This is a genomic window from uncultured Capnocytophaga sp., assembly GCF_963525585.1.
Classification (GTDB): Bacteria; Bacteroidota; Bacteroidia; order Flavobacteriales; family Flavobacteriaceae; genus Capnocytophaga.
The window spans coordinates 1-19680 of the sequence record NZ_CAURLX010000040.1 but is presented as its reverse complement, the minus strand read 5'-3'; the positions used below and the strand labels follow the sequence as shown (position 1 = coordinate 19680).

Below are 19680 nucleotides of genomic sequence, written 5' to 3'. Positions count from 1 at the left end.
AACATGTCATTTTCTTTTGAATGATTATAGAGTAATGCATCACATTGCGAACAAGGAGGAAGGGGACCAGCAGGATATGATGAACTACTTCCTTTTTTTCTAAAAAAAAATAAATTGTCAGGGGTGACTCACCCCCCGCCTCTAGTCCCTAACCACTAACTGACATTTCTGCCCATCAAAGACCGCATAGGTATAGTAGTGTATCCAGTCTCCTGTATTGATATAGGTAGCTCCCCCACCGAGGTCTATAGTCATAGGCAGGTGGCGATGACCAAAAAGGAAGTAATCATAATGCTTCTGGGCTTGCTTCCGCTTACAGTATTGCACCAGCCATTCCTTATCTTCTCCCAAGAAATGCACATCCTCAGCCCCAGAAATCAACTTATTTTTCACTGAAAGATATTGCGCTAGGCTCACCCCTATATCAGGGTGTAACCAACGAAAAAGCCACTTGCAAAAAGGATTGGTAAAGACTTTTTTCATACGCTTATACCCCTTATCCCCAGGACCCAGCCCATCGCCGTGCCCTATAAGAAAGTGCTTCCCTGCACAGGACACCTCTTGAGGCTTATAGAAGACAGGAATCCCCAATTCTTTTTCAAAATAATCTCCCATCCATAGGTCGTGATTTCCCACAAAGAAATAGATAGGGAGCCCCTGGTCCCTCAGCTGTGCAAGCTTCCCCAGCACACGCACAAACCCCTTAGGGACCACGCGCTTGTACTCGAACCAGAAGTCAAATAAGTCCCCCAATAGAAAGAGAGCTCCTGCCTTAGGAGCTATTTCCTCTAGCCATTGTACAAAAAGGCGTTCTCGCTGGTGGCTCTGCTCAAGGGAAGGCATCCCTAAGTGATTATCTGAGGCAAAAAAGAGGCTTTTGCCTGAGGCTAATGCAATCTCTATCATAGGCTATAAATAATAAAAGCCACTTTATACAAAGCGGCTTTTTGGGTGGTGGTGCCTCCAGGAATCGAACCAGGGACACAAGGATTTTCAGTCCTTTGCTCTACCAACTGAGCTAAGGCACCCAGTCAAGTGAGTCATTCACTTATTTCGGGTGCAAAGGTACGACTTTTTTTGAAACCTACAAGCCTTTTCCGTTATTTTTTTTATCTTTTTTCTATTTTTTGTCTATATAGCTGTTTTTCAATTACTTTTTATTCCTGCTTTTTATTATAAACAAAAATTTAACATCTTCACTAAGGTTTTCACTTGCATAACTTACAAAAATGTTGGATATTTGCAAATCTTTTTCTATTTATAGAAGTTATTCATAGATAGAGCTATTTTGCTAAGTATGTTAAGAAGTTATCTGTTCGTTTTAGCCTTATGTAGTAGTCTTTGGGGCTATAGCCAGAAAGGAATCAATTCCCCTTATTCCTATTACGGGTTAGGCGTGAAGCGCTTTTCAGGGAATATAGAAAATGCCCTAATGGGAGGCATCTCTGCCTATGCGGATTCCACCCGTGTGGATGTACGTAATCCTGCTTCATTAGGAAAGCTCAAGCTGACAACCTACGCCCTAGGGGTCTCCTATGATATCCGTTCCATTAAGGGAAAAGGAAGTTCTTATATGGAACGTACTTTCCAGATGGACTACCTCAGCCTTTCTTTCCCTGTATATAAAGGAGTAGGGGTATCGGTAGGGCTACAACCCTATAGCTCTATAGGATATAGGCTAAGCACCCGTACAGAGACTACCCAATATCTATACGAAGGTAGCGGAGGGGTGAATCGCGCCTACCTAGCTGTAGGAGCTCACCTATACAAAGGACTTCGCTTAGGGGTAAGTGGCGCCTTTGATTTTGGAAAAGCTAACTATGAAAACCAGTATGGAGCTACCAATCTCCTATACCCTACCCGTGAAGAAAGTGAATCCCTCTTCAGAGGAGGTAGCTACAGCTTAGGACTTCAGTATGAGAGAGACCTTAACCAGCAATATTTCATATCCTCTGGAGTAAGCTATACCCCAAAGGGAACTATACGAACTACCAATTCGCGCTCCGTGAGTACCCTAAGAAGCTCCCAGAACGGACTCGTACAGATGGATAAGCGTACCTTTGACCTAGGCGAGCTAGCCCGCACACACCTAACTACCCCTTCCGAACTGACCTTATCGGCAGGAATGGGTAAGCAACAGCAGTGGTTTGTAGGAGCCGATATCAGCTTTGTGAACCTCAGTGAGTTCTCCAATCCCTTTGTAACTTCTGATTTTGTTACCTATAATAATGGTTATAAGCTCAGTGTAGGAGGTTTCTATCTGCCTCATTACTCCGCTTATTCAAAATACTGGAAACGAATTACCTATCGGGCTGGCTTCTACTATGAATCCACCGGAATTAGCCTCAGAGATACCCCTGTAAATGACTTTGGCATAACTTTTGGTGCTAGCCTTCCTATACAAGGATTTTCTAATGTTACCCTAGGAGGCGTTTGGGGAAGTAAAGGACAGACTTCCCTTGCCAAAGAAAACTATTTTGCCCTGAAGGTTGCCCTTACCTTAAATGATAAATGGTTCCAGAGGTCTCGTTATCACTAAAAGAAACCTTATTGATTCCATAAATAAAACATCTTAAGGGCTTTGAATAAAGCCCTTAGTATATTAATAACCTTTTAACCCGAAAAAATGAAAAAAAGAATCCTCACTACCTCATTATTCGCCTTCCTCTCTCTAGCGGGCTACGCTCAGAAAGAAGAATGCCAGTCGAAAGCCTCTCTTTTTGTAGAAGCTGCCAAAGTAAAAAACTACAATGAAGCCTATGAGCCTTGGAAGTTTGTCTATGACAACTGCCCTGAACTCTACCAATCCACTTTCCTTTACGGAGAGCGCATCCTCAGGGACAAAATCCAGCAAGGTACTGATAAGGCTAAGTATATTAAGGATTTGCAAGAACTCTACAATAAGTTCCATAAGTATTTCCCCAATAAGCTCACTGAAGGAGACCTCAACATCCGCCAGTCAGGAATTCTTATAGACTATAACTTAGGAACCCGAGAGGAGCTCTATAACCTCCTTGATAAGACCTTCCAGCTGAACAAAGACCTCTTTACCGATGATATGATCATCTACCAGTATTTTGCCTCAGCTATTGACCTATATAACGAGAAGAAAAAAACACTACAAGAAATCTTCGATACCTATGATAATGTGTCCGAGATTATAGAAGAACAAAACGGAAAAGTATCTCTTACTATCAATGAGTTACTCCCCAAAGAAGAAGCAGGCACACTCACCGATAAGGAGAAGAACCAGCTCCAAGTAGCACGTACTCGTGTGGGCAACCTCAAGAGCATCTCCGAGAATGTAGATAGCAAGCTCGGACAGCTTGCGGACTGCTCCAACCTTATTCCTTTATACGAAAAGAACTATGAGGCTAACAAGGACAATATAGAGTGGCTACGCCGTGCCGCTAGCAAAATGTCTGATAAGGAATGTACTCAAAACCCTCTTTTTGTACAATTGGTAGAACGCCTTTATCAGCTTTCGCCCTCTGCTTCCTCTGCCCTATACTTGGGTATTATGAAAGAGAAACAGAAGAAAAATGCCGAAGCCGTTAAGTACTTTAACCAAGCTGTAGATTTAGAGAAAGACAACCTAAAAAAATCCTCTTATCTGGTGAAAATAGCTGCCAAATACACAGGAAGTACTGCTGTAAGCTACGCTCAGAAGGCTCTTAGCTATAACCCTTCTAACTCCAGTGCTTACCAAGTGATTGCACAAGCATACGCTAGCTCTGCCAACGAGTGTGGAACCACCTCTTTCGAGAAGCGCGCTGTATATTGGCTCGCTGCCAACACTGCCCGCAAAGGAGGACTTGAGAAGCTCGCAGCTCACTACGAACGGCTCGCCCCTTCCAAAGCCGATGTATTCAGCTCAGGAATGAGTGGAAAGACCATTAGCTTCAAGTGTTGGATCGGACAATCTGTAAAAGTACCTGAACTCAAATGATAGCTGATAAAATATTTTCTTTCAAGAACATAGCGTGGATAGCTCTCCTGGCTATGTTCTTTTCTTGTGAAAATGCAACAAAGCAAAAAGAGGCTCCTCAAGGGAAAATCCCCTATGCCCAAACGGAGGATTTCCAGCTGATTTATACCGACTCGGCTAAGGTGAAAGCCATCCTCACCAGTAACCTCTCGCTGGATTTTTCTAATGAAAAATTCGCCTATCAGGAGTTCCCTCAAGGGTTGGTATTAGACCTTTTTGACGAACAAGCCCGAAAGAATACCATAAAGTCACACTATGCCATTTACTATCTCCCTACTCAGATGGTGGAACTTCGTGATAGTGTGGAACTTATCACTCACGATGGCAAAATCCTCAAGACCTCCCAAATCTTCTGGCAAGCCGATAGCGAATGGGCTTTCACCGAAAAACCTTTTACTTATATAGACAGCTTACAAGGAAGCATCACCAAGGGAATAGGAATGGATTTCGACAAGAGCTTCTCTCGCCTAAAAGCTCACAAAATTACAGGAATCTTGCCTATTAAGGAATAAATACCCTATTGAGCAGGGCTTTTTTGATGAAAAATTCGTATCTTTGCCCCGCTTCCAAGCTCAAGGGAAGCCTATTTGCTTATGGATATAGTTCTTATTTTTGTCCTGCTGTTACTCTCTGCCTTTTTCTCAGGAATGGAGATTGCTTATGTATCCTCCAATAAAGTACAACTGGAAATTGACAAGAAACAGCACGGAATTATTGGAAAAATTCTAGAAAAACTCACCTCAGCACCTTCCAAGTACATTGCTACAATGCTGGTGGGCAATAATATTACCTTAGTCATCTATGGAATTCTTATGGGAAACCTCATCACCGAGCAACTCCCTGAGCAGTTCCACAATATCCTGTGGCAAACCGTCATCTCCACACTGGTGATTGTCATCACAGGAGAGTTCCTCCCTAAAGTGTTTTTCCAAATCTATGCCAATACCCTGCTAAAGGTATTAGGACCCTTTGCTTACTTTTTCTATGTAATCTTCTCCCCTATCTCCTCTTTTGTGATGTGGATTTCCGATTCCATTCTTCGGGTATTCTTCAATACTCGAGGAGACGTTAGCCGCCTGAATTTCACCAAAGTAGAACTTGAGAACTACATCTCCGAACAGATAGAACATATGCCTGAGAGTAAGGAGATGGATTCAGAAGTACAGATGTTCCAGAATGCATTAGGCTTCTCGGAGGTAAAAGCAAGGGAAATTATGATCCCTCGCACGGAAATGGTAGCGGTAGAGATTGAGGATAGTATAGAAACCCTCAAGGCTGTTTTTGTCAGTAGTAATTTCTCAAAAGTTCCTGTCTATCAAGGAAATATAGATGAGGTAGTAGGCTATGTGCATTCTTTTGACCTCTTTAAGAACCCCAAGCAGATACGTGACTTCCTCCGCCCTATTACCCAGGTTCCTGGGACTATATACATCTCCAAGGTGCTGGATATACTCACCAAGAAGCACCAGAGTATGGCGATTGTCTTTGATGAATATGGAGGTACCTCAGGACTCATTACCCTTGAGGACATCGTAGAGCAGCTCTTCGGAGAGATAGAAGACGAGCACGATAAGAACCTACAAAAAGAAATACAGATTTCCGAAAAAGAATACCTATTCTCCGCCCGCCTGGAAGTAGAATATCTTAATGAAAAATACAAATTCTCCCTACCCGAACAGGAGAATTATGACACCCTTGGAGGGCTAGTGGTCGCTATCCACGAATCTATCCCTGAGAAAAACGAGGAGATTCTCATAGAAGGATATCGCTTTCTGGTGGAAGAAGTCGCTGATAACAAAGTACTTACCGTGCGTGTTTTCGTCCTTTAGCCAGAAGAAAAATAAATATTGACAATTATTTTTATTTTTTTTAAAATTTTCGTATTTTCGCACGCTGTATATAATAGATACGGCAAACCTTATTGAATAAAAAATAACCTTACATTTTATGGCTGTTCTTGAACAAATTAGAAAACGAACCATTTTCCTAATCCTTGTCATTGGATTAGCTCTTTTTGCCTTTGTTATTTCGGGCATTTTCAGTCGTACCCAAACCCCTGACCAGCTAGTAGTTGGAGAGGTAAATGGAGAAAAAATACCTTACTTAGAGTTCTCCACACAGGTAGAAAATACCCTCCGTAATATGGGGGCTTCTGGCATCTCTCAGAACTATATTGTCAATGCGCTTTGGCAGCAAAATGTACAATCAAAAATCATTGACCAGCAGTTCGAAAAATTAGGAATTTCCATCGGAAAAGAACAAATCATCGCCCTGATTGCTCAGATTCCTAGTTATGCGAACAACCCTCAATTCCAAGATGAAAAAGGGGCTTTTGACCCCAACAAATTTGGTGCTTTCATCGCCGAACTTAAGCAACTGAATCCTTCTACCTATCAGCAATGGCTAAAGGAAGAAAAATCCTATGTAGATGCTGCTAAGCGCGAAACTTACCTAAGCCTTATCCGTGCGGGGCTGGGCGTTACTTTGCGTGAAGGAGAAGCCGCTTATCACCAAGAGGCTGACCGCGTTAATCTACGCTATGTAGGGCTTCCTTATACCTCTATCACCGATAGCTCAGTGAAGATTTCTGACCAAGAGATTCAAGACTATGTACGTAAGCACCCTAAAGAATTCAAGCAAGAGGAAATGCGCAATATACAGTTCGTCCTAGCTCCTGAAGTAGCTAGTGCAGCTGATAAAAAAGCCCTTGAAGAAAGCCTTCTGGCACTGAACAAACCTCGTGTAATCTATAATGCACAGACAGGACAGAATGACACCCTCCCTGGTTTTGCCCAACTCCCTGCTAAAAAAGTTCCTGATTTTGTAAATGAAAATTCGGATACTCCTTTTGATAGCTTATATGTAAGCAAGGACAAGCTTCCTGCTTCTGTTGCGGATATGCTCTACAACCTTCCTGTAGGAGAGCTTTACGGTCCTTACGAAGATGCTGGAGCCTACAAATATTCTCGTATGCTTTCCAAGATTCCTAACGGAGAAGCTCGCGCAAGCCATATCCTAATCGCTTACCAAGGTTCCCTCCCTGGAAACAGTGCTATCACACGCACCAAAGAAGAAGCAAAGGCTAAGGCTGAAAGCGTACTTGCTCAAGTGAAAGCAGGAGGAGACTTCACTACTCTAGCACAAACCAACTCCGATGACTCTTCTAACGCTTCTAATGGAGGGGATCTGGACTTCTTCTCTCGCGGAATGATGGTGCCTGCTTTCAATGATTATGTATTCTCTGCTAAGGTAGGAGATATAGGCTTGGTAGAAACCAATTTCGGGTTCCATATTGTCAAAATAACAGACCTTAAAGAAGGCGTACAGCTGGCTACCATTACCCGTAATATAGAACCTTCAGCCGCTACTCGTGCTGAGATACTAACCAAAGCAACTACCTTTGAAGCAGATGCCCTAAAGAACCCTAAACAGTTTGCTGAAATCGCTGCTAAAGAGCAACTCAGCGTGCTCCCTGCCAATAACCTAGAGGCTCTCTATGAAGATATCCCAGGATTAGGTAATAACCGCGCCCTTGTGAAATGGGCTTTCCAAGATGATACTAAAGTAGGAGCTATCAGTCGCTTTGACCTCAAAGAAGGAGGCTATGTAATCGCTCAGCTCACCAAGAAGATTGACAAAGGAACTGCTTCTGTTCAAGAGGCTCGCCCTAGGGTAGAACCAATCCTTATCAAAGAGAAAAAAGCACAAATGCTTTCTGAAAAACTCAAAGGAAATAACCTAGAACAAATTGCTCAAGCTGTAGGAGCCTCTCAGGTACAACTCAGTGAGAACTTCAGCGCAAGAAATCCTTACCTCTCAGGAGGAGAAGGAAGCGAAGGTGCTGTAGCGGGTGCTGCTTTTGCGCTCCCTTTGAACAAAGTATCACAACCTATTGTAGGAGATAATGGAGTATATGTAATCGAAGTCATAAAGCAAGAGATTGCTCCTAACCTCAATAATTACAGTAGCTTTATGAATACCCTAAGAAACCAAAAGCTTAGCCGTGCTTCACAAGATTTGTTCTCCGCATTGGAGGAAACCGCTGAAATCAAAGATAATAGAAGTAAATTCTATTAGAATTTTATATTGTTTCTTTTCATATTTATAATTTTAACTTAATACAAAACTCTCCCTTACTTGGGAGAGTTTTTTTATGACCTTCTCTCTAGCCCTCCCCGCCCCTTCCCAATCCTCAAAGCTTTATATATCCTTAATACTAGCCAATCTGATGCCAGAGAAGCTAGGTGATATGTGGGAGTAAAATGAAGATACAGATCCCAAAAAAATCCGTGTTAATAAAAAAAGTGGGAAAAAGTGGTGGAAAGTGGGAAAAAGTTTGTACCTTTGGCGCAAGAATAAAATAGAGATGCTTCACACCTATGTAACTTACGAATGCAAAGCGGACGCCAAAGGCAGGATTACCTTGCCTGTTGGGCTTAAGTCCGTGTTGGATAAGGAGTTACAAGCGCCTCTTATCCTCAAGCCTTCTATCTATAAGCCTTGTATAGAGCTCTACACACAGGGAGAATGGCAGGGGATAATGGAGAAGATGAAAGCCAAACTCAACTTATTCAACCAGCAACACCTTACTTTCTTCCGGCGTTATACAGCAGGCGTTAAGGAAACAGAGATAGATGCCACTGGGCGTTTTGTGATTCCCAAGCCCTTGTATGACTTCAGTAAGATAGATAAAGAGGTGGTGCTAGCCCCTATGATGGACTTCATTGAAATCTGGAACAAAGACCTTTATAATCAGGAGATTAACAGCATCAATGAAGCTGATTTTATGTTACTAACCGAAAAAATTATGGGTGATGTACCAGAAGGATTGCTATCATAAGCCTGTGCTACTAGCCGAGAGCCTAGAGGGGCTCTCTATAAATCCTCAAGGTACTTATGTAGATGCTACCTTTGGAGGAGGTGGGCATTCTCGTGCCCTTCTGGAACGATTGGGAGAGAAAGGAAAGCTTTATGCTTTTGACCAAGATAAGGATGCTTTTTCTCAAAATCCTATTGATGATCCTCGCTTGGTGTTCATCGATGGGAATTTTAGGCATATCAGGCGATTACTGCGCTTCTATGGGGTAAGAGAGGTAGATGGTGTATTGGCGGACTTCGGAGTCTCCTCCCATCAGTTAGACGCTGGAGAAAGGGGGTTTTCCACCCGCTATGAAGGACCGCTGGATATGCGTATGAACCAAGAGCAACCACTCTCAGCCTACACCGTAGTCAATACCTATGAGGTAGAAGCCCTTACTCGTATTTTCTACCAATATGGGGAGCTCTCTCAAGGAAAACAGATTGCCCAGACCCTCTGTAGCTATCGGGAAGAACAGCCTATAGAGACCACCTCAACCCTTAAAGAAGTCGTACAGAAATTCCTCCCTAAGGGTAAGGAATATAAGGTATTGGCACAAATATACCAAGCCTTACGAATAGAAGTAAATCAGGAACTCGGTGCCCTAGAGGAATTCTTACTCCAGTTGCCCGAAATCGTGAAAGTAGGAGGACGTATCAGCCTTATTTCCTACCATTCGTTGGAGGATAGGCTCGTAAAGCGGTTTATCCGTGACGGACAATTCTCTGGAGAAGCCCAAAAGGACTTCTATGGAAACCTCATTGTCCCTTTTAAGAGAGTAGGAAAGGCTATCACCCCTTCGGCTGAGGAAATTAAAGAAAATAACCGCTCCAGAAGTGCTAAATTACGCATAGGAGAGCGTATAGAAATGCTATAGGGAAGATGAAATCAGTAAAGGAACAATTAGCCAAAATCCTCAAAGTGGATTTTCTCATAGGAGAAAATGCTCTGAAGAACTGGGTGTTATTGCTCTTTTCTCTTTTTCTATGCATCATAATGATTTATAGCAGTCACCTCATCGACCAGAAAATATATGCCATTGCCAAGCTCAATGAGGAGATTAAGGAATTACAGAGCGAGTTTGTAGATGTCCGTTCGCGCCTACAGCGTATCAAGCTGGAATCTACTATACTGAGCGGGCTGAAGGATAGCGGACTCAAGCAATCCCAGACCCCTCCCAATAAAATAAAAGTGATTGTAAGAGAATGAATACTGAAGTACAAAAAGATAAAATCATCAACCTGCACACCATTCTTGTGGTGGCGGGTCTTTTTATCTTTGCTTTAAGTATCATCGTAAAGCTCATCGGCTTGTATATCAATGGAGATAAGTACCGACAACTCATTGAGGAGAACACCATCAAAGAATTTGTTATTGAGCCTAACCGAGGCAACCTATACTCAGATGACGGAAGCCTACTGGCTACCTCAGTAACTCGTTATGATATCCACTTTGATGCCGTAACTCCCAGCAAGAAGGACTTCGATACCAACCTCAAGCCTCTGAGTGACTCCCTGTCAAAGATATTTAACAAACCTGCTTCCCACTATGTGGAGACACTAAAGAACGCCCGTAACCGAAAGGTTAAGTACCTACTGATAGGTAGAGGCCTAGGGTGGGATGAGTGTAGCCGTATCAAAAAGCTCCCGCTCTTCTCCTTAGGAGGTATTAGAGGGGGACTGATTGTAGAGGGGAAGACCTCCAGAGAGTACCCTCTGGGAGCGATTGCCCACCGTATTGTAGGGTATGACCGTACCGATGACCAAGGGAATGTATTCCGAGTGGGGCTTGAAGGGGCTTTCAGCAAATACCTCTCAGGGGTGCAAGGAAAGCACCTCAAGCAGAAAATCGCCCAAGGACAGTGGAAGCCTATTGCCGACGGAGAAGAGATAGAACCTAAGGATGGTTATGATGTTGTCTCCACCATTAATATCAATATACAGGATATTGCCCACCACGCCTTATTGGCACAGTTAGAGAAGTACCAAGCCGACCACGGTTGCGCTATCGTAATGGAAGTAGCCACAGGAGAGATTAAAGCCATCTCCAACCTAGGGCTTAATAGTGAAGGAAAATATGCTGAACGCTTTAACTACGCCCTTGGAGAAACCTATGAACCAGGCTCCGTGTTCAAGACAATGTCTCTGGTTACCGCTATGGAAGAAGCGCAGATAGATACAACCTATGTAGTGGATACCAAAAAAGGGGTAATCTCTTTCTACGGACAGAATGTATGGGATTCCAACAGAAAAGGTTATGGAAAAATCAATCTCTCCAAAGCCATTCAGGTATCTTCCAATACGGCTATCGTTCAGATGATTCACGATGTATTCGGGAAAGACCCTAAAAAGTTTGTAGGAAAGCTCAACAAGATGCACCTAAATAAGAAATTAGGGCTTCCTGTAGCAGGTGAAGGCGAACCCTACCTCCCCCAGCCCAACCAACGAGGCTGGAGCGGAATCGCTCTGGAATGGATGGCTTTCGGTTATGGACTGAAGATGACCCCCTTACAAGTACTTACTTTCTATAATGCTATCGCTAACAATGGAGTGATGCTCAAGCCTAGAATGATTAAGGAAGTAAAGCAATGGAATAAGTCTATTGAAAAATTTGACCTCGAAGTCCTCAATAGTAGTATCTGTAGCGAACAGACAGCCACCAAGGTGAAGAAAGTACTAGAGAACACCGTAAAGTATGGAACAGGAAAGAGCTTATACTCCCCTCATTTCTCAATGGCTGGGAAAACAGGTACCTCACAGAAGGATTATTCTGATAAGGACAAGCTAGGATATATCTCTTCCTTTGCAGGCTTCTTTCCCGCGGATACCCCCAAATACTCTTGCCTAGTGGTTATTCATAACCCTGATAAGAAAATAGGGTATTATGGAGCTGACGTATCAGGACCCGTATTCAAGAGTATCGCTCAGAAGATATATACCAATTCCCTCCTGATTGACACCATAGACCATATAGAGGAATCCAGCCAAGAGGTAGAGAAAAACTACAAACGATATGATGAAATCCTCTCCAAGTACAAAACTATCGTCCCCAATGTAATCGGGATGAGTGCTATGGATGCTATCGCTATTATGGAAAACCTAGGACTGAATGTCATCATTACAGGAAAAGGAAAAGTAAAAGAACAATCTATCCAAGGAGGAGAACCCATTGGGCGGAATAAGTCCATCAAGCTCACCTTATCCTAATAAAAAAACGCAATTTTAAGAATGAAACTCAGCAATTTATTATCCCATATAACTCCTCTGGAAGTCCTAGGAAATACAGAGGTAGAGGTAAGCCAACTGACTCAGGACTCACGAGAGGCTACCCAAGGAGGGCTTTTCTTTGCCGTAAAGGGTTCTTCAAGTGACGGACATACCTTTATCCCACAAGTTATTGCCCGTGGCGTAAAGGTAATCGTTAGCGAATCTTCCTTGGCACACCTAGCCCCCACCTATCCTGAGGTAACCTTAGTAAAGGTAGCTCACCTAGGAAAGGCTATGGGACTGATGGCAGACACTTTCTACAACCACCCTTCCCAGAAGCTCCGGCTGGTAGGTGTTACAGGCACCAATGGGAAGACTACCATTGCGACCCTCCTCTACCGCCTATTCAAGGGATGGGGGGCTTCTGTAGGTTTGCTATCTACAATTGCTATCTACCTCAATGAGGAACGTATAGAGACCAAGAACACCACTCCTGATGCCCTGACCCTCCAGCGATTACTCAGCCAGATGGTCAGCCAAGGGATTCAATATTGCTTTATGGAAGTCAGTTCGCACGGGGTTGCTTTAGAACGTATTGCAGGACTCCAGTTTGCTGGAGGTATCTTTACCAACCTCACTCAGGATCACTTGGACTTTCATAAGAGCTTTGCCGAGTATCGCGATACAAAGAAAAAGTTCTTTGACAACCTTAGCAAGGATGCTTTTGCTCTGACCAATATAGACGATAAAAATGGGAGCTTTATGCTACAGAATACACAGGCGCGCAAGTACTCCTATGCACTGAAGACCTATGGGGACTTCCACGCTCGTATTCTGGAGAATGACCTCTCTGGCTTAGTCCTCCGTATAGACCAAAAGGAGGTAAGCACCCAGCTGATAGGCTCTTTCAACGCTTATAACCTGCTAGCGGTGTATGCTACCGCTACCCTTCTTGGGGTATCACAGGAAGAAGCGCTAAAGGGGTTAAGCTTATTAGGAGCCGTTTCAGGACGTTTCCAATGGTTTGTAGGTAAGGAAAATCGCACCGTAATTGTAGATTATGCCCATACCCCTGACGCCCTAGAAAATGTATTGGATACCATTGCCCATATCCGAAAGGCAGGGCAACGAGTAATTACCCTGATAGGGTGTGGAGGTAATCGCGATAAAACCAAGCGCCCTATAATGGCGCAGATTGCCATCCTCAAGAGTGACTTTGTTGTCTTCACTTCGGACAACCCCCGAGATGAAGACCCTGAGGCTATCCTAGCGGAAATGACCGCTGGAGTAAAGGCTGCACAAGCCGATAAATACACCACCGTAGTGGATCGACGTGAGGGAATCCGTGAGGCTTACCTCCGAAGCCAAGCAGGGGATATTCTCTTACTGGCAGGTAAAGGACACGAGACTTACCAAGAAATCAAGGGAGTGCGTACCCATTTCGACGATATGGAGGAAGCCAGAACCCTAATGAATGAAAAAAACTAATAAATACCAATGTTATACTATCTATTTGACTATTTACATCGAGCGTACAACCTCCCTGGGGCGGGAATGTTCCAATACATCTCCTTCAGAGCAGGGTTGGCAGCGATTCTTTCCCTGCTTATTGCCACTATCTTTGGAAAGCGGATTATCAACCTATTATATCGCCTACAAGTAGGGGAAACCGTACGTGATTTGGGGCTTGTAGGACAGAAAGAGAAAGCAGGCACGCCTACTATGGGAGGCATCATTATCATTATTGCTGTGCTTATCCCTGCCCTACTCTTTACCAAGCTCAGCAATATCTATATTCTACTACTTATCATCTCTACTATATGGATGGGAATGATAGGCTTTGCCGATGACTATATCAAGGTATTCCAAAAAAATAAAGAGGGGCTCAAAGGGCGCTTCAAGATACTAGGACAGGTAGGCTTAGGGATTATCGTAGGGGCTACCCTATACTTCCACCCCGATGTTACAGTGAAGAATGAGAATGCACAGGCTTCTCGTATGAGAGAGGTCGTACGTCCTATTAGTACTTTAGAGGAAGTGAAATCTACCAAGACCACCATTCCTTTTATGAAGAACAATGAGTTCGACTATGCCTCCCTGATCCAGTGGGTAGGAAAAGATGCCAAGAAGTGGGTTTGGCTTATCTTCATCCCTATTGTTATCTTTATCATTACCGCTGTATCCAATGGAGCCAACCTCACCGATGGCATCGATGGCTTAGCGGCAGGAAGTTCGGCGATTATCGTCTTCACCTTAGGGATTTTCTCTTGGATTTCAGGGAATATTATCTTCTCAGAATACCTCAACATAATGTATATCCCTCACGTGGGGGAAGTAACCATTTTTGTAGCCGCCTTTGTAGGGGCACTCATTGGTTTCCTCTGGTACAACACCTATCCCGCTCAAGTATTTATGGGGGATACAGGAAGCCTCACCATCGGAGGGATCATCGCCGTGCTTGCCATTATGGTACGCAAGGAATTATTAATACCTGTACTTTGTGGGATTTTCTTGCTTGAAAATGTATCGGTAATCCTACAAGTCGCCTATTTCAAATATACCAAGAAGCGTTATGGAGAAGGGAGGCGCATTTTCCTAATGTCGCCACTGCACCATCATTATCAGAAGAAAGGATACCACGAGAGCAAAATCGTAATGCGGTTCCTCATTGTAGGGATTATCCTAGCTTTGATTTCCTTTATCACGCTGAAAATACGATAAATCTTGTGTAAAGAGACAGAGATATGAAAAAATTAGTCATTCTTGGAGGAGGAGAGAGCGGTGTAGGTGCCGCCATCTTAGGAATCGCTAAGGGCTGGGAGGTATTCCTATCCGACCTTTCTCCCTTAAAGGAAAAATACCGAAAGGAGCTTGAACAATTAGGGATTCGCTATGAAGAAGGCAAGCACACCGAAGCGGAAATACTTTCGGCAGACTGTGTGATCAAGAGCCCAGGCATCCCTCATAAAGCCCCTATGATTAAGAAAATACAGGAGCGAGGGATTGAGATGATTTCCGAAATAGAGTTCGCCTCCCGCTATACTGATGCAACAATTATAGCCATTACAGGAAGCAATGGGAAGACCACTACGACCAGCCTTATCTATCACTTGCTTAAGGAAGCAGGGCTTTCGGTAGGTGTAGGAGGCAATATAGGACACAGCTTTGCGCGAATGGTTGCCCAAGAGGAAAAAGAATATTATGTACTAGAAATCAGCAGTTTTCAGCTAGATGATATCAGTTCTTTCCACCCTCATATCGCCTTGTTGCTCAATATCACCCCTGATCACTTGGATAGGTATGATTATTCGTTTGAGAAATATACCGATGCGAAGTTCCGCATCACCGCTTACCAAGGAGCGCAGGATTTCCTGATTTATGATGCCGATGACCCTGTAATCCTAGAAGAGCTTAAAAAGCGCCCTATTGCCGCTCAGCTGATTCCTTTTTCCTTAGAAAAAAATAACCCACAAGGAGGTTTTGTCCTTGGAGAAAATTTACATATTACTTTTAACCAAAATACTTTAGAAATGCCAACAAAAGAACTTACCCTAAAGGGAAAACACAACTTAAAGAACGTAACAGCAGGCTCCTTAGCCGCTAAAATCCTCAATGTACGCAACGAGAATATCCGTAAGAGCCTAACCACTTTCCAAGGGGAAGAACACCGCTTGGAACTTGTAAAAAAGGTCAATGACGTTACCTATATCAATGATTCCAAAGCTACCAATGTGAATTCTGTTTATTATGCTTTGGATGCAATGCCCGCCCCTATTGTATGGATTGTAGGAGGGGTAGACAAGGGAAATGACTACACCCCTTTGATTCCTTATGTAAGAGACAAGGTGAAGGCTATCATCTGCTTGGGATTGGATAATGTAAAGATTAAGCAAGTATTCCAAGGTATCATTGCCACCATCATAGAAGCTCATTCTATGGAAGATGCGGTAATGGTTGCCAAAGGGCTCTCCTGTGAGGGTGATACGGTACTCCTCTCTCCCGCTTGTGCCAGCTTTGACCTCTTCGAGAGCTATGAGGACAGGGGTAGGCAGTTCAAGCGTTATGTAGAAAAGCTCTAAGGAAAAAACTCCCTTATGCAAAAACTTTCCAAGTACCTAAAAGGCGATTTAGCCCTGTGGGGGGTTATTTTTTTCTTTGCCTTGATTTCATTCCTGCCCATCTATAGCGCCACGAGTAATATTGTGTATGTAGAGGGGCTGAAGGGGGATATTTTTTACCATTTTTTCCGCCATGTCCGGCTGGTTATCTTTGGACTAGTGGTCGCCTATGTGGTACATCTTATGCCCTATAGGTACCTCAGACCTATTTCACGGCTAGGACTCTTCATTACTTGGATTCTGCTCCTACTGGTAGTGATGAAAGGAAGCACCATAGAAGGAGCCAATGCAAGCCGATGGTTGTATATCTTTGGTATTTCTGTCCAACCATCTGCCATTGCGATGATTGTGCTATTGGTATATGTAGCCTCCTACTTAGCGGAAATCTACGGGCAGAAAGTTACCTTAGGCGATAGCCTACTCCCCTTATGGCTTCCTGTAGGCATTACCGTAGGGCTGGTAACCCTCCCGAACTTCTCTACAGGGGCTATTATGTTCTCAATGGTTATCACCCTAGTATTTATCGGGCGATATCCTTTACGGCACATCTTTTCGGTATTTGTACTAACAATAGTATTAGCAGGTATTTTCTACCTTTTTGTCCGTGCCTATCCAGATGCCTTTCCTCACCGTGTGGATACTTGGCGCGCCCGTATAGAGCGTTTTTTTAACAAGGATGAAGCTAAAGAAGAGGACTACCAGAGCCAGCGCGCAAAAATGGCTATTGTCTCAGGGGGCTTGCTCGGACAGGGCTCTGGGAAGAGTGTGATGAAGAATCTCCTCTCGAAGAGTTATTCGGACTTTATCTTTGCCATTATCCTAGAAGAATATGGCTTATGGGGAGGTGCGGGTATTATTTCGTTCTTCATCATAATGTTGGCACGATTTATGATTATCTCCCTGAAGGCTCCTACTATCTTTGGGAAGCTCTTGGTACTAGGAGTGGGACTCCCGATTGTCTTTCAGGCTTTTATAAATATGGGAGTATCGGTAGGATTGCTTCCTGTAACGGGGCAGAACCTACCCTTCTTCTCCAGCGGGGGATCCTCTATTGTAATGACCTGCCTTGCCCTAGGAATTGTCCTAGCAGTGAGTAGGCGACCTGAGGAGGAGCTCAAAGCCTTTCTAGCTGAGAAAGAAGCCCAAGAAAAAGCCAAAGAACCATCCTCTGAAGAGGACTCCGATGAGCAACAGGCTCCTATAAAGGCTATAACCCCTGAAAATTAAACGAAAAAACTAAATACTATGAAATACTTCCTACTAAGCTTACTGTTGCCTTTTTCAGGCTATTGCCAGCTGATAGACCTAACCCTAACCCCTAAGGAGAAGAAAAAATATCCGCTTGAGGTAACCTCCATTGTACAGATGAAGCAGACCATCAACGGAGCCGCTGTAGAGGCAAAAGCCAAGAGTACTACCAAGCTTTCTTTTGCTTTTGGTAAAGAAGAAAGACGCATATTCCCTGTAACCCTACGCTATGAGAACGCTTCCTTACAGATGCAAACTATAGTGAATGGACAAGAAATGCCCTTAGGGAAAGTACCTTCCTACCTAAACCAAGCCGTAGGCTACCTCAAGGGAGAAACCTTCAAAGGAGATATCTCCAACAAAGGAAAGATATACAAATTCACCGGTACTACCCCCATCCTTACCAACGCCATAAAGACTTTAGAGAAGAAACAACCTAAAGACGCTCCTATAGCCCCTTTCGAGCGAGAGCAAGTAGAGGCGCAACTAGTGGCTACTTTTGGCGAAGCTACCCTACAATCCAACCTTACCAATGTATTCGCTATATTCCCTAGCCAGAAAGTGCGAGTAGGTGACACTTGGGAGGTAACCTCCTCCCTCTCCAAGGATATGGATATCACCATCAAGACCCAATATACACTGGTGGAAGCCAACGACCATACCCTCCAGATACGAGGAAAAGCAATCATCCAGAGCCAGCGGGAGAAAGTGATCCTCCAGCAAGGGCAATACATCTTCTTCACTATGGAAGGAGAGGTAGATAGCTGGCTATTCCTAGATCCCAAAACTAAGTGGTTCCAAAAAGGATGCATACGCCAGCGGGTAAAAGGCATCAGTGAAGCAGAAGGCGACCTAAGCCACCCTGGTAAGGAAATCCCCTTCGAAGGGAACTCGGAATTACTGCTGAATGATTGGGTAGAAACCGCTTCTTAATTTAAAGAATATTTCTCATTGCTTTAACGCTTCTATTGAGAAAAATTTAATAACTTAGCACCTCAATTACACATAAGAAATTATTCCATATGAGTACCGTAGATATTCATCAGATTAACGAAAAAATAGCTAAAGAAAGTGCCTTTGTGGATACCCTTACCAAGGAACTCTCCAAGGTAATTATTGGTCAGAAACCAATGGTAGAAGCCTTACTTATTGGGCTCCTTGGGCAGGGGCATATCCTCCTTGAAGGGCTACCAGGACTCGCAAAGACCCTAGCCATCAATACACTTGCCCGAGCGGTAAAGGGTTCTTTCAGCCGTATCCAGTTCACCCCTGACCTCCTCCCTGCCGATGTTATCGGGACAATGACCTATAATGTGAAGCAGAATGAGTTCTCTATCAAAAAGGGTCCTATTTTTGCAAACTTTGTACTTGCTGATGAAATCAACCGTGCCCCTGCCAAAGTACAGTCCGCCCTACTGGAGGCTATGCAGGAGAGGCAAGTAACCATAGGAGACACTACCTTCGCCCTAGACCGACCTTTCTTGGTAATGGCTACCCAAAACCCTGTAGAGCAGGAAGGTACCTACCCGCTCCCTGAGGCACAAGTAGACCGCTTTATGCTGAAGGCGATTATAGACTATCCTAAGCTAGATGAGGAACAACTCATTATCCGCAACCAGCTTACAGGAGAGCAACCTCAGGTGAATCCTGTAGTAAGCCTAGAGGAGATTCTCCACGCTCAGCGGGTCGCCAGAGAAGTCTATATGGATGAGAAAATAGAGAAATACATACTGGATATTATCTTTGCCACCCGTTATCCTGAGAAATACAATCTAGGGGAGCTCAACGGGCTTATTACCTTCGGAGCCTCTCCGCGTGGTAGTATCAACCTATCGGTAGCGGCTAAGTGCCACGCCTTTATCCATCGCAGAGGGTATGTAATCCCTGAGGATGTACGTGCGGTAATTTTCAACGTATTACGCCACCGTATAGGTATTAGCTACGAAGCAGAAGCAGAAAGTATTACCTCTGTGGATATCATTAACAAGATTATCAACACTATAGAAGTACCTTAGTAAATTACTAACATCAGAAATAGGTGGCGGAGCAATCCAACACCGACCCCCGAAAGAGCAAAGCTTAGGTTTTGCTCTTTTATTTTTTAGCTATTAAAGAAGCTTCTGTTTGAGGTGTGTTTGAAGTTATTGAGTATTTTTTCCAACCCATCCCTTCCAAAGAGAACTAGGATGTTGAAATAGTGAAAATTCCTTGCTGGCGCAAGCTTGGAGCTTGTGCCTACCATTCACAGAGCTTAAAGCTCTT

The 19680-nt window shown here is 43.8% G+C and carries 16 protein-coding genes and 1 tRNA gene; 15 read left to right on the top strand and 2 right to left on the bottom strand.

Annotated elements, in window-relative coordinates:
• Positions 1-141 precede the first annotated feature (141 nt).
• Entirely contained in the window at positions 142-906 is a 765-nt protein-coding gene (locus RYK20_RS08945) for a UDP-2,3-diacylglucosamine diphosphatase (protein WP_314802438.1), read from the bottom strand.
• 46 nt (positions 907-952) lie between these two features.
• A tRNA-Phe gene (locus RYK20_RS08940) sits at positions 953-1028 on the bottom strand.
• 269 nt (positions 1029-1297) lie between these two features.
• Between RYK20_RS08940 and RYK20_RS08935 the strand changes: the two genes are divergently transcribed.
• From RYK20_RS08935 to RYK20_RS08865, 15 genes are all read left to right on the top strand, one after another.
• Positions 1298-2539: a hypothetical protein gene (locus RYK20_RS08935; protein ID WP_314895172.1), complete on the top strand. Its 1242-nt coding sequence runs from the start codon at positions 1298-1300 to the stop codon at positions 2537-2539.
• An 87-nt stretch (positions 2540-2626) separates the two neighbouring features.
• Positions 2627-3949, top strand: a complete 1323-nt coding sequence (locus tag RYK20_RS08930) for a hypothetical protein (protein WP_297979946.1) — start codon at positions 2627-2629, stop codon at positions 3947-3949.
• Positions 3946-4500: an LPS export ABC transporter periplasmic protein LptC gene (gene lptC, locus RYK20_RS08925; RefSeq protein ID WP_314895171.1), complete on the top strand. Its 555-nt coding sequence runs from the start codon at positions 3946-3948 to the stop codon at positions 4498-4500. Before RYK20_RS08930 ends, lptC begins: the two co-directional genes overlap by 4 nt.
• A gap of 81 nt (positions 4501-4581) precedes the next feature.
• A complete protein-coding gene (locus tag RYK20_RS08920; RefSeq protein WP_314895170.1) occupies positions 4582-5817 on the top strand; it encodes a hemolysin family protein in 1236 nt (411 codons plus the stop codon).
• Positions 5818-5935: 118 nt separating this feature from the next.
• Positions 5936-8065 carry a peptidylprolyl isomerase gene (locus tag RYK20_RS08915; RefSeq protein WP_311457103.1) on the top strand — a complete coding sequence of 710 codons (2130 nt, stop codon included), beginning with the start codon at positions 5936-5938 and terminating at the stop codon, positions 8063-8065.
• Between the two features lie 247 nt (positions 8066-8312).
• Complete coding sequence (locus tag RYK20_RS08910; RefSeq protein WP_297980615.1) at positions 8313-8828, top strand: division/cell wall cluster transcriptional repressor MraZ; 516 nt, start codon at positions 8313-8315, stop codon at positions 8826-8828.
• Positions 8803-9723 carry a 16S rRNA (cytosine(1402)-N(4))-methyltransferase RsmH gene (gene rsmH / locus RYK20_RS08905; RefSeq protein ID WP_314895169.1) on the top strand — a complete coding sequence of 307 codons (921 nt, stop codon included), beginning with the start codon at positions 8803-8805 and terminating at the stop codon, positions 9721-9723. Before RYK20_RS08910 ends, rsmH begins: the two co-directional genes overlap by 26 nt.
• A gap of 5 nt (positions 9724-9728) precedes the next feature.
• Positions 9729-10055, top strand: a complete 327-nt coding sequence (locus tag RYK20_RS08900) for an FtsL-like putative cell division protein (RefSeq protein WP_297980611.1) — start codon at positions 9729-9731, stop codon at positions 10053-10055.
• Positions 10052-12052, top strand: coding sequence for a penicillin-binding protein (locus tag RYK20_RS08895; RefSeq protein ID WP_311457102.1), 2001 nt, complete (start codon positions 10052-10054; stop codon positions 12050-12052). The genes RYK20_RS08900 and RYK20_RS08895 overlap by 4 nt, the downstream gene beginning before the upstream one ends.
• A gap of 21 nt (positions 12053-12073) precedes the next feature.
• Positions 12074-13540 carry a UDP-N-acetylmuramoyl-L-alanyl-D-glutamate--2,6-diaminopimelate ligase gene (locus tag RYK20_RS08890; RefSeq protein ID WP_311457101.1) on the top strand — a complete coding sequence of 489 codons (1467 nt, stop codon included), beginning with the start codon at positions 12074-12076 and terminating at the stop codon, positions 13538-13540.
• Between the two features lie 9 nt (positions 13541-13549).
• Positions 13550-14773, top strand: a complete 1224-nt coding sequence (gene mraY, locus RYK20_RS08885) for a phospho-N-acetylmuramoyl-pentapeptide-transferase (RefSeq protein ID WP_314895168.1) — start codon at positions 13550-13552, stop codon at positions 14771-14773.
• A gap of 23 nt (positions 14774-14796) precedes the next feature.
• Positions 14797-16131: a UDP-N-acetylmuramoyl-L-alanine--D-glutamate ligase gene (gene murD / locus RYK20_RS08880; protein WP_314895167.1), complete on the top strand. Its 1335-nt coding sequence runs from the start codon at positions 14797-14799 to the stop codon at positions 16129-16131.
• A 15-nt stretch (positions 16132-16146) separates the two neighbouring features.
• Positions 16147-17397, top strand: a complete 1251-nt coding sequence (locus RYK20_RS08875) for an FtsW/RodA/SpoVE family cell cycle protein (RefSeq protein WP_314895166.1) — start codon at positions 16147-16149, stop codon at positions 17395-17397.
• Positions 17398-17415: 18 nt separating this feature from the next.
• The gene (locus RYK20_RS08870; protein ID WP_311457097.1) at positions 17416-18351 is read left to right on the top strand and encodes a DUF6263 family protein; all 936 of its coding nucleotides are present in this window, start codon (positions 17416-17418) and stop codon (positions 18349-18351) included.
• Positions 18352-18440: 89 nt separating this feature from the next.
• Positions 18441-19433 carry a MoxR family ATPase gene (locus RYK20_RS08865; RefSeq protein WP_297978779.1) on the top strand — a complete coding sequence of 331 codons (993 nt, stop codon included), beginning with the start codon at positions 18441-18443 and terminating at the stop codon, positions 19431-19433.
• The last annotated feature ends 247 nt before the right edge of the window (positions 19434-19680 follow it).

What these genes read in the sequence shown, in the direction of transcription:
- RYK20_RS08935 (WP_314895172.1), top strand. Translation starts at nt 1,298, where the DNA reads ATGTTAAGAAGTTATCTGTTCGTTTTAGCCTTATGTAGTAGTCTTTGG.
- RYK20_RS08900 (WP_297980611.1), top strand. Translation starts at nt 9,729, where the DNA reads ATGAAATCAGTAAAGGAACAATTAGCCAAAATCCTCAAAGTGGATTTT.
- RYK20_RS08890 (WP_311457101.1), top strand. Translation starts at nt 12,074, where the DNA reads ATGAAACTCAGCAATTTATTATCCCATATAACTCCTCTGGAAGTCCTA.
- RYK20_RS08865 (WP_297978779.1), top strand. Translation starts at nt 18,441, where the DNA reads ATGAGTACCGTAGATATTCATCAGATTAACGAAAAAATAGCTAAAGAA.
- RYK20_RS08945 (WP_314802438.1), bottom strand. Translation starts at nt 906, where the DNA reads ATGATAGAGATTGCATTAGCCTCAGGCAAAAGCCTCTTTTTTGCCTCA.
- RYK20_RS08875 (WP_314895166.1), top strand. Translation starts at nt 16,147, where the DNA reads ATGCAAAAACTTTCCAAGTACCTAAAAGGCGATTTAGCCCTGTGGGGG.
- murD (WP_314895167.1), top strand. Translation starts at nt 14,797, where the DNA reads ATGAAAAAATTAGTCATTCTTGGAGGAGGAGAGAGCGGTGTAGGTGCC.
- RYK20_RS08920 (WP_314895170.1), top strand. Translation starts at nt 4,582, where the DNA reads ATGGATATAGTTCTTATTTTTGTCCTGCTGTTACTCTCTGCCTTTTTC.
- RYK20_RS08870 (WP_311457097.1), top strand. Translation starts at nt 17,416, where the DNA reads ATGAAATACTTCCTACTAAGCTTACTGTTGCCTTTTTCAGGCTATTGC.
- lptC (WP_314895171.1), top strand. Translation starts at nt 3,946, where the DNA reads ATGATAGCTGATAAAATATTTTCTTTCAAGAACATAGCGTGGATAGCT.
- RYK20_RS08930 (WP_297979946.1), top strand. Translation starts at nt 2,627, where the DNA reads ATGAAAAAAAGAATCCTCACTACCTCATTATTCGCCTTCCTCTCTCTA.
- RYK20_RS08915 (WP_311457103.1), top strand. Translation starts at nt 5,936, where the DNA reads ATGGCTGTTCTTGAACAAATTAGAAAACGAACCATTTTCCTAATCCTT.
- mraY (WP_314895168.1), top strand. Translation starts at nt 13,550, where the DNA reads ATGTTATACTATCTATTTGACTATTTACATCGAGCGTACAACCTCCCT.
- rsmH (WP_314895169.1), top strand. Translation starts at nt 8,803, where the DNA reads ATGTACCAGAAGGATTGCTATCATAAGCCTGTGCTACTAGCCGAGAGC.
- RYK20_RS08895 (WP_311457102.1), top strand. Translation starts at nt 10,052, where the DNA reads ATGAATACTGAAGTACAAAAAGATAAAATCATCAACCTGCACACCATT.